The sequence below is a fragment of the Limnofasciculus baicalensis BBK-W-15 genome (assembly GCF_024178385.1).
Lineage (GTDB): Bacteria > Cyanobacteriota > Cyanobacteriia > Cyanobacteriales > Coleofasciculaceae > Limnofasciculus > Limnofasciculus baicalensis.
In genome coordinates this window covers 1-15,179 of sequence record NZ_JAMZMM010000133.1, presented here as the reverse complement: position 1 = coordinate 15,179, position 15,179 = coordinate 1, and the positions used below count along the sequence as shown (strand labels likewise).

Annotated in this window: 9 protein-coding genes and 1 pseudogene; 3 read left to right on the top strand and 7 right to left on the bottom strand. The window is 41.2% G+C overall.

The features are described from left to right. The 4 genes and pseudogenes from NJ959_RS14450 to NJ959_RS14440 all read right to left on the bottom strand — a co-directional run. A pseudogene (locus tag NJ959_RS14450) lies at positions 1 to 394 on the bottom strand (hypothetical protein); the annotation flags it as partial. 448 nt (positions 395 to 842) lie between these two features. After that, positions 843 to 977, bottom strand: coding sequence for a hypothetical protein (locus NJ959_RS30185; protein WP_256529221.1), 135 nt, complete (start codon positions 975 to 977; stop codon positions 843 to 845). Between the two features lie 77 nt (positions 978 to 1,054). Next, positions 1,055 to 2,923, bottom strand: a complete 1,869-nt coding sequence (locus NJ959_RS14445) for a serine/threonine protein kinase (protein WP_254012454.1) — start codon at positions 2,921 to 2,923, stop codon at positions 1,055 to 1,057. Positions 2,924 to 3,001: 78 nt separating this feature from the next. Continuing rightward, positions 3,002 to 4,264: an RNA-guided endonuclease InsQ/TnpB family protein gene (locus NJ959_RS14440; RefSeq protein WP_254012453.1), complete on the bottom strand. Its 1,263-nt coding sequence runs from the start codon at positions 4,262 to 4,264 to the stop codon at positions 3,002 to 3,004. Between the two features lie 432 nt (positions 4,265 to 4,696). Here NJ959_RS14440 and NJ959_RS14435 point away from each other — a divergent pair, with 432 nt between their 5' ends. Continuing rightward, a complete protein-coding gene (locus NJ959_RS14435; RefSeq protein ID WP_254012452.1) occupies positions 4,697 to 5,326 on the top strand; it encodes a precorrin-8X methylmutase in 630 nt (209 codons plus the stop codon). Between the two features lie 12 nt (positions 5,327 to 5,338). Here the strand turns inward: NJ959_RS14435 and NJ959_RS14430 are convergent, their stop codons facing one another. From NJ959_RS14430 to NJ959_RS14420, 3 genes are all read right to left on the bottom strand, one after another. Continuing rightward, the gene (locus NJ959_RS14430; RefSeq protein ID WP_254012451.1) at positions 5,339 to 8,515 is read right to left on the bottom strand and encodes a UvrD-helicase domain-containing protein; all 3,177 of its coding nucleotides are present in this window, start codon (positions 8,513 to 8,515) and stop codon (positions 5,339 to 5,341) included. Between the two features lie 240 nt (positions 8,516 to 8,755). Next, a complete protein-coding gene (locus NJ959_RS14425; protein ID WP_254012450.1) occupies positions 8,756 to 11,008 on the bottom strand; it encodes a bifunctional serine/threonine-protein kinase/ABC transporter substrate-binding protein in 2,253 nt (750 codons plus the stop codon). 11 nt (positions 11,009 to 11,019) lie between these two features. Continuing rightward, positions 11,020 to 12,423, bottom strand: coding sequence for an NB-ARC domain-containing protein (locus NJ959_RS14420; RefSeq protein WP_254012449.1), 1,404 nt, complete (start codon positions 12,421 to 12,423; stop codon positions 11,020 to 11,022). A 678-nt stretch (positions 12,424 to 13,101) separates the two neighbouring features. Here NJ959_RS14420 and NJ959_RS14415 point away from each other — a divergent pair. Both NJ959_RS14415 and NJ959_RS14410 read left to right on the top strand, forming a co-directional pair. Then, positions 13,102 to 13,686, top strand: coding sequence for a hypothetical protein (locus NJ959_RS14415; RefSeq protein WP_254012448.1), 585 nt, complete (start codon positions 13,102 to 13,104; stop codon positions 13,684 to 13,686). A 36-nt stretch (positions 13,687 to 13,722) separates the two neighbouring features. Continuing rightward, positions 13,723 to 15,179 (top strand): TPM domain-containing protein (locus NJ959_RS14410; protein WP_254012447.1); only part of this gene is annotated, 1,457 nt, incomplete at its 3' end.

Here is a 15,179-nt window from a genome sequence, read left to right as displayed (position 1 = left end):
AGAACGGAGACGCGGAAAGGTCGAAGCCGGCGGTGATTGTCCAGGGATCAACTGCCGCTATGACATCGGGGAGATTGGCACTCAGAGTACACGGGTGCGGGAAGACGTAGGGATGTCTCCCCACAGCCGGGGCTGGAAAGTCTTTGTAGTTGCCAACCCCAAACCAAACATCAGACCCTAGCGCCTGGGTTCGGTTGAGGATATCCACCATGCCACTCTTGACGGCAGCGATCGCTGGAGCCATGCTACTGGTTGTATCTGCCATAAAATAGACATCTACTTTCGGGACTACCCCAGACTTCGGGATAGTGACTTTCACCACTTCTGCCAACGTCTGATCTATGGATAGGCTCAGATCGTTCGTTGCTGGTGAAACTTGAATCGGAATACTCATTAAATTGAATAACTCCTTTGCGTTTGCTCAAAAAATTTTGCCTTCAAAAGGCACAATTCCCAACGGTGCGCTCTATTAGACTCCTTTCTTTTATTCGGAAACTCCTAACAAGAAATCAGGAACTGAAGCTCCTTAAACCTTTGCATTTGCCAGAGGTCTATTGATGAGCTTGTTAGACGCTGGTTTTGATTGTATACCTGTCGGTTGTACTAATTTTCTCTCGCCACACAAAAGTTTACATAAATTGATATAGCTTTTAATCAATTTGCACAAATTGATTTTGGTTGCTGTGGGCATTAGCTAGATCCCATTCGTGACAAGTTAAGCGGAAGTTACCCCCTGCGGTGGTACTAACAGGCGGCGAAAACCATCACCCATACTGAATTCTAGGCAATGGAGCATCACTTCATCGTGGCTATGTAATTTAATGATTTATTCAGATTGTTGGCTAAAAAGATGTGAGATAATTGTGGATTAAGTTATAATATTCAGTAATTATTTCTTCTGTAAATTCTTGGGGACGTTTCAATCCATTATCTATCATTGATAGATAGAGTTCCGGATTGTTTTTTAATTGTTTCACCGCTTCAATGGCTTCATCAATGGTGCGTTAGCAAAGCTAACACACCCTACATATAAAAACTTTGCGTCCTGTTAATACTAAATTTTAGGTTTAACCTCCTGAAGCTGCTCGCCGGGATTGAGTTCGACAGTTTTACCTGTACTATCAGTATTGACGGATGACTCGGCAGCAGTTCGGTCTGAAATTTCCCCTGACTTTCCTTGGGCTGCCCTATCTAATTCGACAATCCGCTTCACTTCTTCGATAGAAGCTTGCTTTTGGGAATATTCAGCCATCTTAACTTGAGCTGTTTGATATGTGGGGGTATCTTCGGGAATTTGGGTGAGATAATTTAAGGCAGCCTTAAAGTCTCGCTCTCCGGCTCTTTGGTAAGCTTGTTGTAATAAAGATTGAGCTTTAATCCGCTGCTTTTCTTGATATTCAGATAACTTGGGGTAAATTTTGGCTCCCGTGGGTGTTTCTGGGGGAATTTGTTTGAGAAATGCGATCGCACTGGTAAAATCTTTCTGAGCTGCTTGTCCGTATGCCATGGCTAATAACTCTTGAGCTTCTGCTTCTAGGCGCAGTTTCGCTTCCTCTACCAAGGGCTGAGTTTTCCGTTGCCAAATCTTGACATTGTTAATTTTACGGGATTCCAAGAGTACATCATGCCAACGTTCCTCAATCAAGGCTTGTGCAGCGGCTTTATACTGAGCCTCGGCATTGTACCATTCTTGTCGCCACTTTTGGACTGTAGATACAGATTTTTGATAGAGAGAGCTATCGGTGGGAATAGATTGAGCTAGAGCAATTGCCTCATTAAAATTACCCTCATCATATTCTATTCTAGCCCTCTCTAAAAGATCGAGTGCAGGATTAGAGGGAGCGGCATATAGAAGAGAATAAAGTCCCAAGGAAATCGCCACAGTATTAGAAGCTGCGATACCGACTCCCGTTGCCGTAATTAGGGGTGGAAAGTTGAACCAATTTGGCTCTAAAATTTGATTATTTGTAGGCTTGATAGTTTGCTCTACAGCTAATTCATTAACAAATTCCTGATTACTCACTTGTTGCACCTCACAACTCATCACTAGGGTTTTTAAAACAATTAAGGCATCAGTAGCGGATTGAAAGCGCTTTTGGGGGTCTTGTTGTACAGTATGGTTGAGAACAAAAGCCATCGATTCGCTCACTGATGCGTGTTGTTCCCAACTAATCTCCCCAGTATCCGGATTGATGGGAAATTCTTCAGGGTTGAGCCGGGTAATTGCCTGAATTGCGATCGCGCCTATTCCATATAAGTCACTATTAGGATGGGGAAAACCTGCCTTTGGTGCGTATCGGCTATGGGAGGTGAGAGGTGAAAAGCTAGAGGTGAGAGACAGAGACGAAGAAAACCCGATTCCCTCCACCGCCTTCACCTGAGAAGCTGAATTAATCTGATACGCCTCACCAAAATCAATCAAGACAAACCTACCATCAGATTTGCGGCGGATGAGGTTATCTGGGTTGATATTTCCGTGAATTACCCCTTGACGGTGAACGAATTCCAGAATACCGAAAATATCGTTGAGGAATTTAACGCACTGATACTCGCTCCAGCGTTTGTTACAATAGCGGCTGATGGGTAATTCCTGACTCAGACGGTTGCCCACAATCAACTCTTGCGCTATGTAGAAGCCTCTATCATCTGCAAAACTATCTAAAAGCTTAGGAATCTGACTGTAGTTACCCAGTTTCTTGAGAATATCCACTTCTCTATCAAACAGACGCTTACCGAATCTCCAATATTTAGGATGAATCCCCTGGGGCTGGAAATGCTTAACTATACATTGGGGCTGTCCGTTTTGACGGGTATCTGCCACAATGTAGGTTTGACTCCATGACCGGGCGCTCTTAACTTGAACGATTTGGTAGCGCCCGTTGAGTAAATACCCCAAGCTTAACTGGTTTGCGTGAGTTTTCAACGCACTTCTTCCCGCCCGAATACCTTTACACCTTTGACGTACTCCCCGGCATAAATGCACGGGGATTCTCAAAGGATGTTACGAAGCGGGATAAATCCGCGCTTCTCCACCCTTCTTCCTGCTTCTAGGACTCTTAACTAGACTGTTGCCAGTCCCCGTCAGGTTGTCTCCACAGGCATTTTCTAACACGCTGCGTCCCAGCGCGTTGACCCCTCTGTTCCGGATCACTTGTGCGGCCGCCACATCTCGGTGAGTAGTATAACCGCATGAATGACAAGAATGTATCCTCTCTTTGAGTTCTTTCTTCCCGGTATGTGTATCGCATTGTGGACATACTTGTGATGTGTAATCTTTGTCCACTTTGCCAAAATACACACCCCGTTTCCAGCACACCCATCTGAGGATAGATACAAATTGACCAAACCCTGCATCAAGAGTGTGTTTACCTAACATCCCTTTTGCCCAGGTACGAAAATCGATATCCTCAACAAACACCATCCCAGCATCATTGCAAAGTTTATGAGCAAGCTTAAAATGCCAATCTTTGCGGGTGTCTGAAATGCGTTGATGAAGTCGGGCTATCTTGCGGTTTAGTTTGTGACGATTGTTTGACCCTTTGCTCTTATTCTTGAGCCTGCGTTGCAGCAATTTCAGCTTGCGATGCAGTGTGTTCAAAAAACGGGGTCGTTCAATCAATTTCCCGTCAGAAGTAGCTGCAAATTTATCTAGCCCTAAATCAATCCCCCTGGGGTGTCCACTAGCTACAGTGTCAGGAACCGAGAGATCGCATTCTAAGGTCATCATCAAAAAATATCCCGAAGCCTTGCGAACAATTCTGACCTGTTTAACCTTAAAGCCATCAGGTATTTCACGAGACTTGACATATTCCATCCAACCTAATTGAGGCAGTTTAACTTGATTGCCTTTAAGAACCTGACCTTTTCCTAGTTGCGGGTACACGAATGACCGCATCCTGTACTTGTTCTTAAACCGGGGGAAACCCATCTTTTTGCGACTCATATCCACAAAAGCAGTTTCCAGTTTCCTCAACACTTGCTGCAAGACTTGGGAATGAACTGTTGCTAGTTCTGGAAACTCAGCTTTAGCACGAGTTAATGCGTTTGCTTGCTCGTAGTAATTAGGATATGGTGCGTCCGCAGGTGTGATGTACTCAGAAGTGATGGAACAGGCGTTGATGGGACACTTACGAGAGCTTAACCAATCCTTGCGCTCTCGCAAAGCAAAATTCCAAACCTTGCGACACACCGTCAATGTATGTTCAATTTGTTGGATTTGCTCCTTTGTGGGCATTGCTTTGTACTCGTAAGTTAAACTTAACATCGTCTTGTCACCTCTTCTTACAAAAGAAGAGACTATTTTGTAAGAGAGTTCCAAAGAAGAAGTGATACGGCAGGTTAAAACCTGCGATGGCAGCTTTCATCCCCGTCTAAAGCACGGAATACGGCGCTGTGCGCCTGTTCCTCCGGGGTTTTCAGCCTGCATTCCTTATAATTAATTTCTTCTTTCAACGATGGACCGAATTTTCCGGAATTAGTAAGCTGGTGTCAGCCCGATAGTTAGGCTCAGTGTATGATTGCTACATAATGGTATGTGTGGGCGTTTGTGCTACAGCAACCGCCACAGCGGTTAGGACATTCTATGCTAGTAAATTTTAACAATGGACTTAAGCCCCTTGTCCTAAGCGCCTTGGCGAGTGCTATCTATCGCTATCGCTAAGAATCGGTAAATCCTTTTTGGAAATAGAAATTTATTATGGAATGGCACGTAACGGATGCCCAAAGTCTGGCAATTATTGACCGCGAAATCGGCAATCACACCTTTTCCGCAGCAGAATATGAGATTGTACGCCGTGTAATTTACGCGACGGCTGACTTTGAATATCAGCATTTGATTCGCTTTTCTGAGCGAGCTCTACAAGCTGGTGCTGCCGCACTAGCCGCCCGTACAACTATTGTGGTGGATGCGCCAATGGTGCAGGTGGGAATCGCGCCCCATATCCAAGATACTTTTGCTAATCCTGTCTATTGCAGCATGGAAGCTATTACTCGTCCCCAAAAAGAAAAGACGAAAGCTGCTTGGGGGATAGAAACTCTCGCCAGACGCTACCCAGAAGGGATTTTTGTCGTCGGGCAAGCTCAAACTGCGCTAACCACGTTGGTTGAATTAATTGAAGCAGAGGAAATTCGCCCTGCTTTGGTGATTGGTACACCTGCGGGATTTGTTGAGGTGGATGTCGCCAAATCCCGATTGGAAGATTCTCTCACTCCTCATATTCGGATTGAAGGGCGTAAAGGTTCAGCAGTGGTGGCTGCTGCTATTATTAATGGTTTAGTAGATTTAGCTTGGCAAGCTTATGGACAGGATAGTACGGGAATTAGCTAAACTACTCCCCCTTTACTTCACCCGCCGCAAATTAGTTTGTTTCGGGTCAATAATTTTAGTCCCTAAATCCGCAAAACTCACAGCGATACTAACTTTAATGCCAGATTTAAAAACATGGGTAACTTGCCCCGTGCCAAAAGTATCGTGAATTAAGATATCGCCTTTATTCCACTCCTGCGAGTCGTTTTTTCCCCGTTTCCCTTTAGCCGCAACTGACAGATTATCATCTAAATTTTCCACCTTCACTTTCTTCACCTGCCCAGGATTTTTGCTGCTAATTAACTCTCGTGGTAATTCGTCTAGAAACTGGGAACGCAAAGCGGGTTCCCGATAGCCATAAAGTCGCCTTTCCCTGGCGTGAGAGAGAAATAATTGTTCCTCAGCGCGAGTAATACCTACATAACAAAGACGACGCTCTTCCTCCAGGGAAACGGGATCGTTTATACTGCGACTGTGGGGAAATAATCCTTGTTCTAAACCAACAAGAAATACTACAGGAAACTCTAATCCTTTAGCAGAATGAAGTGTCATTAAAGATACAGCTTTTTGCCCTTCTTCCAGATTATCTAAATCGGAAGCTAGGGAAGCATTGCCTAAGAAACCTTGTAATGTACTGTCGTTATTCTCTTCCTGAAATTGCTGTACCGCATTATATAATTCTGAGATATTTTCTAATCTGCCTTCTGCTTCTTCATTCCCCTGTTTCTGCAATTCCTCAATATAACCAGATTCATCCATAATGCCCCGGAGAATACCCGCAGCGGAGAAATTCTCAACTTCTCCTTGCCATTTCTGAATTATTTTAGCAAACTTATTCACAGATTTTGCGGAACGCCCTGCCATGGTATTGACTGATGTTTCATCGCAGAGTATTTCCCACAAGGGAATGCTTAATTCTTGGGAGGCGACGACTAAATTATCAACTGTGGCTTGACCAATACCCCGTCGAGGAGTATTAATAATTCGTAGTAGGCTTACAGTATCCGCTGGATTGGCGATTGCTCTCAAGTAGCCCAAGGCATCTTTAATTTCTTTGCGATCGTAGAACTTTAGTCCACCTACAATAATATAGGGAATATCTGGACGGAGTGCATCTTCCAAGGGGCGAGATTGAGCATTAGTGCGATATAAAATAGCAAAACTGCCCCAGTCTAGTTCAGGATTGCTTTGCTTCATCCTCCGCATTTGACTAACTACAAAATTGGCTTCTGCTAACTCGTCATCTGCCTGATAACAATAAATCTTTTCCCCAACTCCTCTTGTGGCACGGAGTATTTTATCAATTCGTTGGGTATTTTTTTCGATTAGGTGGTTGGCGACTTGGAGGATATTTTCTGTGGAACGATAATTTTCCTCCAATTTAACCATGGTTTCCGTATCTTCATCGGACAAGCCATCACCAAAGTCTTGCTGAAAATCTAATAATATGGTGAAATCAGCTAATCGGAAACTGTAGATGGAATTATGAGTGAGTAAGCCATCAGCGAAGTAAAGATGGTGCTGCTCGACATTGAGACTATATATATAACCAGTGTAAGGTTCCGACTCAATACTGATAGTTTTCCAGCTAATTTGTCCCTCGCTATTATAAACAGCTACCTCCATCAAATCAGAAATTAGATTAATCGCTTCTGTCTCAATAATTCCTCGCCCCCCTCCATATTGATAAGCAAGCTCTGGAGTACAAAGTGGATATTTCGGATCTAATCCATAGTCTTGAAGACAGGAATTAATATGTTGTGGCAAAACATCAGAAAGCTTATTAAATAACTGAGCCAGTGTCTCTTTAGTGTAGTGATTATTATTATTGAGCGGGTCAAATGTTATAGTAGGAATACCATAACGTGCGGCAATAAAAGCTTCTTTCAATGATGCGTCTATCACATTATTCGTTATAGCTATAATCCAAGCCCCATCTGCTTTGTCAAGCCTTGCCCGATATCCTAACTGAAATCCACCATTACTTTTAAATAATTTACACCAGCCAACCCGATACCAATTACCTCGACGGATCAGATAAACAACATAAATATTCTCTTTAGCATATTGATTCCATCGAATTGGCCATCGGTGATTAGGTGTACAGCGAGTTATTTTATTATCTGCTTTCACGACAATTAGTTTGCCAGCAAAGGATTGCACCTCTTTGCTAAACTGATAACCTTGTTCCTTGCCAACTACTCTGGAAACACGATTATCGTAACTAACTAATAGATGCTTCTGTGGATTTAGAGATTCAATTGGCATGTACCCCTTAGTAGTTAATACCTGAGTACCTGCTGGTTGACATTGATCCGCATCTCCTACTACAAAAACAGATCGATCAGTCCAATCCCATTCACTCTTTTTCGTTTCCCCATTTGTGGTTAATAAGCGAATTAAATCGTATTGAACGCGATTAGTATCCTGATATTCATCTACTAAAATATGATGAAATTGCTGATGCCAATAGTTCAAAACTGATTTATTCTGTTGAAATAGCTGGACGGGAACTAAAATAAGATCGTCGAAATCAAGGGAATTATTTGCGGCAAGTTGCTCTTGGTAATGGCCATAAACTTCGGAAATTGTTCGCCCTTTATAATTTGTCTGTTCCTGGGCGAATGATTGGGGAGATAAGCCCTGGTTTTTGGCATTACTGATAGCGTAACGAATCTTACGTGGATCGAATTGTTGATCGTCTAGATTTAACTTTTTGGTAACAATATTCTTGACCAAACTTTGCGCATCTGACTCATCAAATATAGAAAAATTACGCTGCCACTCCCTTCCTTGTTCGTCTTTATATTTGTTAATATCGTAGCGGAGGAGGCGAGTACAGAGACTGTGAAAAGTGCCAATCCAGAGCGGTTTGATGTATTTTCGGTAAACTTGCGATCGCAATTGGGTTTGTTGCTCTTCCGAAAGTAATTCCAATCGCTGAGAGTATTTGTTTTCCGCTAGTCGCTGGGCAAATATAAGTTCAATTCGGGATTTCATCTCCCGCGCTGCTTTATTGGTGAAAGTAACAGCGAGGATATTTTCTGGTTCCACCTTATGAGTAAGAATTAAATTAGCAATCCGATAAGTTAGCGCCCTCGTTTTACCGGAACCCGCACCAGCTACGACTAGCAAGGGACCACAATAATGTTCGACAGCGGTACGTTGTCCAGGATTGAGGTGGGAGAGAAAGTCTGGGGTTTGAGTCATAGCTAGGTGAGGCGACTGAGAAATGTCGTGGTAATAAATTCTATCATAGTTGGGAGTATCCTATCTTTATCTATTTTGGATGAGTCTGTCGATTACTCTAAATAAATCCATATATCGGAAATATCTATATTTTTACTTAAAACTGAGATCTTGCACCAATTTCTGGGTGAATGGCTTCTGATTCAACTAAAACTCTTAATTTTTAACTCCTAACTCAGAATTCCTAACACCGAACTCAGGTTAGTGGGGAGTGCCCACCCTACTCTTAGTAGTTTTACTAGGACAATTCCCACTTCCAGACTTAGCATCAGGATAATTTAAAGGCACAAATAAGTAACTAGAAGGTGGGCAATTCTTTTTAACAACTGTGACTAACTGACTAATCGCTTCCTTGCGATCGCCATTTTGTGCAAATGTAATCTTTCCTGTAGCACCTGTTACTTCAAATTTAGGATCTTTTAAAGTTTTTTGGAGCAAATAACGATTTGGTTTGGGGTTTTTAGCTAATGCGGTAATCAAAACAGACATAGCATCGTAAGTTAAAGCTGTTCGGTAACTCACTTCTTGTGCCCCTAAGTTTCTAGCTAATTGGATAAATTTTGAGTTAGTATTGTTTAATTCATGCCAGGGGATAGCCAATACAAGGCAGTTAGCAACTGTTGGTTTTAAGAAGTCACTAGTATAAACAGCATCTCCTCCCACCATCGGATAGCTGCACTGATTCGCTTCAACTACTCTTAATGTGTTGTTAAAAACGAATTCACTGGTTCGAGCATCTGGTAATAAAACGAAGGCACTGGCTCCCTGTTTTCCGGATTGATTGATGGCATCAATTGCATTAAATTCAGGATCTGACAAATCAAATTCTGGCATAATTTTTCCACCTTGGCTGTTGTAGCTAGATACAAAGCTATCGTGGATAGATTTGCTGTAATTACTTTGGGGATTATAAAAGATAGCAATTTTAGTTTTTTGGACTTGTTTAATGAGGTAATCTGCTAAGGTTTGAGCATGTATGCGATCGCTAGTAATTGTGCGAAAAAAATAGTCAGAATTACCTAGGTTTTCCGAGGTACTATTTGATGAAATTAATACTAAATTAGTTTCTTGGTAAATGTTAAGTACCGCTTGAGTTGATTCACTGGCATTATGACCGATAACAGCAATCAAATCCACTTGTCTTTTTAGCTTATTTGCAATCGTTTTTGCTTGTTCAACTTTATTAGCATCATTGGCAATTTCTACTCTAATTCCTTTGCCATTAATTTTTTGACCTCGATTGATTTCCTCTTGTGCAATTGCCACTCCCCAAAGTGTTTCTTTAGCTATCAATGGAGTTTTATCAATGGGAACCGCGACGGCAATTGTATAGACTGATTGGTTTCCGAGTCTGGCATTATTGAGATAAATTAAAGTTTCCGGATCTGTGGGTTTTATCTTTCGGGCTTTTTCTAGCAATAAAATAGCATTTTTATAATTATTTTTGGTAATTTCTTGAGCAGCTTTAGCTTTTTCTGGAAGTGCTTGAGTGGGGAATAAATTTTCTTCCCCACAACTTAAATTATCGCCAATTTTTACAGGACAAGTTTTGGGAATAAACCGAATAACAACTGCAATACAGAATAGAATTAATCCTAATCCTACTCCTCCCTTCAGTAATCTACCTCTGAGGGGATGCTCTATTTGCTCTATGCGATGCAAAATTTTGCGGGCATCAAGGGGACGATCCTGATAAGATGGAGCCATTAGACTATCAATTAAATCGGCAAATTGGCTAGAAATCTGTGGTGCATTAGTGCGCCAATTGAACTGATGGGTTTGAGCATCTTCAAATTGTAAGGGATGTTTCCCCGTAATTAAATGGACAAAAGTACGTCCCAAAGCATAGAAGTCGGAACGTCTTCCTGGACTACCAATTGCTTGTTCTGGTGATGTATAACCGGGGGAAATAATTAATGTACCGTCTCCTGATGAGATGTTATGTAATTGAGTTTCTGCTGCTTCTTTGACTGCGCCAAAGTCAATTAATACCAATTGACCATTTGGTCGTAGCATAATATTAGATGGTTTAATATCTCGGTGTAAAAACTTCTCTTGATGGAGAATAGCTAAGATTTGGAGCAGTTGTTTTATCCAAGCTATTCCTTGCTCAGGAGTGAGGGATTGATTGTTTTGAGCTGCCAGCCATTGCCGCAAATTCAACCCTTCAATTTTTTCCATCACAATGCAATGAGATAGTGCTTGGCGTTGGGGAAATTGGCAAGTAAAATAGCCATCAGATGCTACTTTAGGAATGCCGGGATGGTTGAGTTGTTGGAGAACTTGAGCTTCCCGTTGAAAGAGGGAAATTGCTTTTTCTGAGTCTATCAGTAATACTTTGAGGACTTTTCTGCTATTTTCCCCACCATTATCAAGATCTTCCACTTCAAAGGTTTGACCAAAACTACCTCTACTCAGTGGTTTAATTACCCGATATCTACCTTGTAATAACATTGAATTTCTGATTAATGACGAATAATATACCGTCTGACTACAGGCTGCAATGTATACAGCACAGCACTGCCTTCGATTTGCTTTTCAATTAGCGCGTGCCTATCTAAAGATTCTATAGCTTCGATTAACTCAGAACAAGAAAGCTGGGCAAATTTTTCTTGTAAATTACCAATCGAAATTGCCTGACTATCAGTCGCTAATTGATTAACAATCTCTTTTTCTAAAGGGGACAATCTCTCAAAGGATAAATCTAACAGCGAGCGAATATCCCCTAAAAATATCGTATTCAGTTCTAAAAACTCATAAACGCTACCATTGAATGAGGCTTTAATTGATGCGGCAACAATATTTAACCATAAAGGATTACCACGATAAATTTTGTTCAGCGTTCCCCAATACTGAGGATCTAATAACCCTTTATCTCGAAAAATTTGCTGTGCGTCTCCCTCTAACAACCCCTCTAATTTCAAACAGCGGACTGGTCGAGTTTCACCCTCTCTAGAAACAATATCTTGAGGTTTTTCTTGAGACGTTATAACCAAACAACTCTGATGAAATTGATCCGCAATCCGTTGAAAAAGTTCACTATAGCCCTCATATCCTTCCCTATATTGTCCGGTGCGTGAAGTCAAATTATCTCTTAGGGAATCGCCCCGACTGAGAATTGTTTGGACTTCATCTAGTATCAGCAAACATCGATGGTTTTTTAAATACTTCATCAGGAGCGAGACTCTCCGCCCCATCTCTTGCGGTAAATCAGTTTCTTGTCCATCTCCTAAAAAAAGAAGCACTTCTTCCAGGATATCTGAAACCGATGGGGCATAACGGAGACTGCGCCAAATTACATAATCAAACCCATCCTGAATCCGATCCGCAAGCATCACAGAAAGAGCAGTTTTCCCAATACCCACCATACCAGATAGTACTACTAAACGGCAGCGATCTTGAATAATCCATTTATCTAAAATTTCCAGTTCCCGATTTCTGCCATAAAAACCAGAAACATCTGGTGATTCGCCCCAATCTTGACCGGATTTTGGTAATTTTTCAACTTCTACTTCCTCCTCAAGATACCTTTCGCTAACGGTTTCCCAATTACTTAGCCCCACCGCCTTACAAATGTCAATAAAATTTTCTTCTTGAATTGCAAATCTCCGCCAAAACCGCTTCAAAGTGGCTTGGGAAGTATTCGCATTTTGCCACCAAGCAACTGTCCTAGTTTTAGTCCAACCCATCCGTTGTCTAGCCCTGTCCACTATTTTTAATCCCTCGACAGACGCTTTCAATGAAGCCATACCTACATGTACCAATAATTTTTCTATATTGTGACTCAGTTTTGGGATCAGGAGTAAATCAGGAAGTGAACCTGAGATTGAGCCAAAAGGTGAACCCCAAAGCCTGGATAGATCCATCATTATAAGCTTTATCTAGTCAATCTCGAAAGACATCAGCAAATCATAAACCAAATCGACTTTTGCCCAATTCCTATGCACCCCCTCAAAACTTCTCACTGCCACATACTCCATAGTAGGAAATACAAAGATGAATTCTTGCTTAGTGTCAGGTTACGTCTTAATAGCCATCTATTTGTTCAGAATCTGGTTCAACTACTTTAAGCAAGATATTAGCTTGTCCAATCAAGAGAAGGGATTCTGTTTACTCGCCTTCATTATTGGTACTATCCTTTGGCCAATTGTCTTACCAATCGCTTACTCCATAGTCTTGAAGAAACTACAGAATAAAGTTCCTCTTGTTGAGACATAAATCACAGAGAAATAGAAAAAATGGACAATCAAAATTACCTAATATTACACGCTGGCGTAACGGGAGCATCCCGAGAAAGGAAGAAATGCAGGTTGTATTCTTACTCCCCCCTTTGACAAGTTGTATTCTTACTCCCCCCTTTGACAAGGGGGGCTGGGGGGGTGAAAACTTTGGCAAAGACACTCGTTTTTTGCCAAAGTGGGATGCTCCCGGCGTAACTTAGCCTACCATTTTTCCCTTTCCCCTTAAACCCTTAAAAGTAAAGTTAATTCAATCTGGTACTTTCCTTAATTCCTTGCTAATTTCTACATCAATCAAAGGCAACTAAAATGACTGTTCTAGGAATCGTCTTATTTTTTCTAGGTTTTCTCTTAGCCTTCGCCGGAGGTATCTGGACACTTGTTTTGGCTTTCATGGATCATGTCGGCTGGGGAGTTGCTTGTTTCTTTATTCCCTTTGCTTCCTGGGTTTTCATTTTCAAAAAATGGCATAAAAAACATGTAAGACAAAGCTTTTATGTCGGAATTTCTGGATTAATTATGAGTATATTAGGTGGAAATATTACCTCCACTTATACGCCAAAGTATATGGTCAACAACCCTCAATCAATCACCCTCAATCCTGAAAATAATTTCTCTATATCTCTAACTCCCATCGAAACTCCTTCACCTTCCCCAGCAACGACAGCAGATCCCTTCAGAGAAGCAGTAAATAAAGCGATGAAAGCCGCACAAATGACTCAAAAAGCTAAGGGAAAAGAACAGTGGATTGCTGTTGCTACCACTTGGCAAGAAGCCATTACTTTGATGCAAACTGTACCAGCCGATAGTCCCAATTATCCTGTAGCACAGCAAAAAGCACAGGAGTATCAAAAGAATCTTGCTTACGCCCAAAATAATACTGAAAACAAGTAGAGGAGGTAGTTAATGTTTGGTATTTCAATATTCTATATGTTCAAAAAAACATTCTGGTTATTTATTATAACTCTAGCCATTATCGCTTTCTCTCCAGGAGTAATGGCATTGAGAGTAGAGGAAGTACCCACTCCCAGACAAACAGGTACTTGGGTAACAGATATGGCAAATACACTCAGTCCTGAAACCGAAGCAAAACTCAATCAGATGATTTCCGAATTGTCAAGACAAAATAGTTGCGAAATCATGGTTGTAACCGTGCCGGAAACCTCTCCTTATAGTACCCCCAAAGAGTTTACCACAACTTGGTTTAACTACTGGACAATTGGTCAAAAAGGTCTCGATAATGGAGTACTATTTATGTATTCCCATGGCGATAATCGGATAGAAATTGAAACAGGTTATGGGGTTACAGATATTTTACCTGATGCTTGGGTTGTTGATCTAATCAAACAGAAAATTAGACCGCAATTCAATTTGGGAAATTATGACGGCGGCACACTAGTGGGAACTCAAGAACTGATTGCCGTATTGAAGACATATCAACCGCATCAGAGTCCTAATTCCAGTACAACTGAAGTTCCTTTTTATGGCAGCAATATACCAATTATAACTCTTGACAAAAAGACAACATTGTTGTTGACAAATACAGGGATAATACTATCATTAATATCTGGTGTTGGGATGCTGCTAATTTCCCATAAACTAGCCTTAATTTCACCTCAAGGCAATGAGCGAATTAAAGGTTTAGATAGCCATGACAAGCCAGTTTATTATCTAGTCTGTTTATTTTTGTTCAGTATATCATTCACAGCAGCACTAACTGTTGATGCAGGAGTTATTGCAGCATCTCTGGCAGGGGGAATGAACTGTATCCTATTTTATCGCTCGCTAAATCGTAGTTCAATTCAAGTTTCTACCTCTCCTAAACTTCTCAATTCACGGCAAATTATTTACTGGGGATGTTCGGGATGTTTTTATATACCATCCATAATAATTATCATAATTTATATAAATTTATTTGTAGTACCAGGTTTGATATTGGCACTTCTAACCGGGGGGATTCTTTATGTGCCACTGTCTATAATTCCGAAAAAGATGTTTGATAACAAGAGGAAGAGGAGGTCTATACGACCTTTACATTGTGCAAAATGCCAACAACAGATGAAACAGTTAGACTCGATATCCTTATTATCTCATCTCAGGGAACCTGAGTCTGTTGCCCAAAACCTTGGCAGTGTTGTATTTGAAGGATGGGAATGTTCTAGATGCCGTCCCAAACTAATCGCCCAGGGGATAAATATACGCGCCTATGTTGTGGATACAAATAAATTTAGTATTTGCCCTAATTGTCAAGAATTGACAGTAACTAGCAAAGAAAAAATTACACTCGAGGCAACAGAATTGAAAGAAGGTAGTAAACTAATTACCGATACATGCCAATGTTGTTCTTATGGCAAGGTAACTGAAAAAATAATTCCTCGTATTAGTAG

What these genes read in the sequence shown, in the direction of transcription:
- NJ959_RS14420 (WP_254012449.1), bottom strand. Translation starts at nt 12,423, where the DNA reads ATGATGGATCTATCCAGGCTTTGGGGTTCACCTTTTGGCTCAATCTCA.
- NJ959_RS14435 (WP_254012452.1), top strand. Translation starts at nt 4,697, where the DNA reads ATGGAATGGCACGTAACGGATGCCCAAAGTCTGGCAATTATTGACCGC.
- NJ959_RS14415 (WP_254012448.1), top strand. Translation starts at nt 13,102, where the DNA reads ATGACTGTTCTAGGAATCGTCTTATTTTTTCTAGGTTTTCTCTTAGCC.
- NJ959_RS14440 (WP_254012453.1), bottom strand. Translation starts at nt 4,264, where the DNA reads ATGTTAAGTTTAACTTACGAGTACAAAGCAATGCCCACAAAGGAGCAA.
- NJ959_RS14425 (WP_254012450.1), bottom strand. Translation starts at nt 11,008, where the DNA reads ATGTTATTACAAGGTAGATATCGGGTAATTAAACCACTGAGTAGAGGT.
- NJ959_RS14430 (WP_254012451.1), bottom strand. Translation starts at nt 8,515, where the DNA reads ATGACTCAAACCCCAGACTTTCTCTCCCACCTCAATCCTGGACAACGT.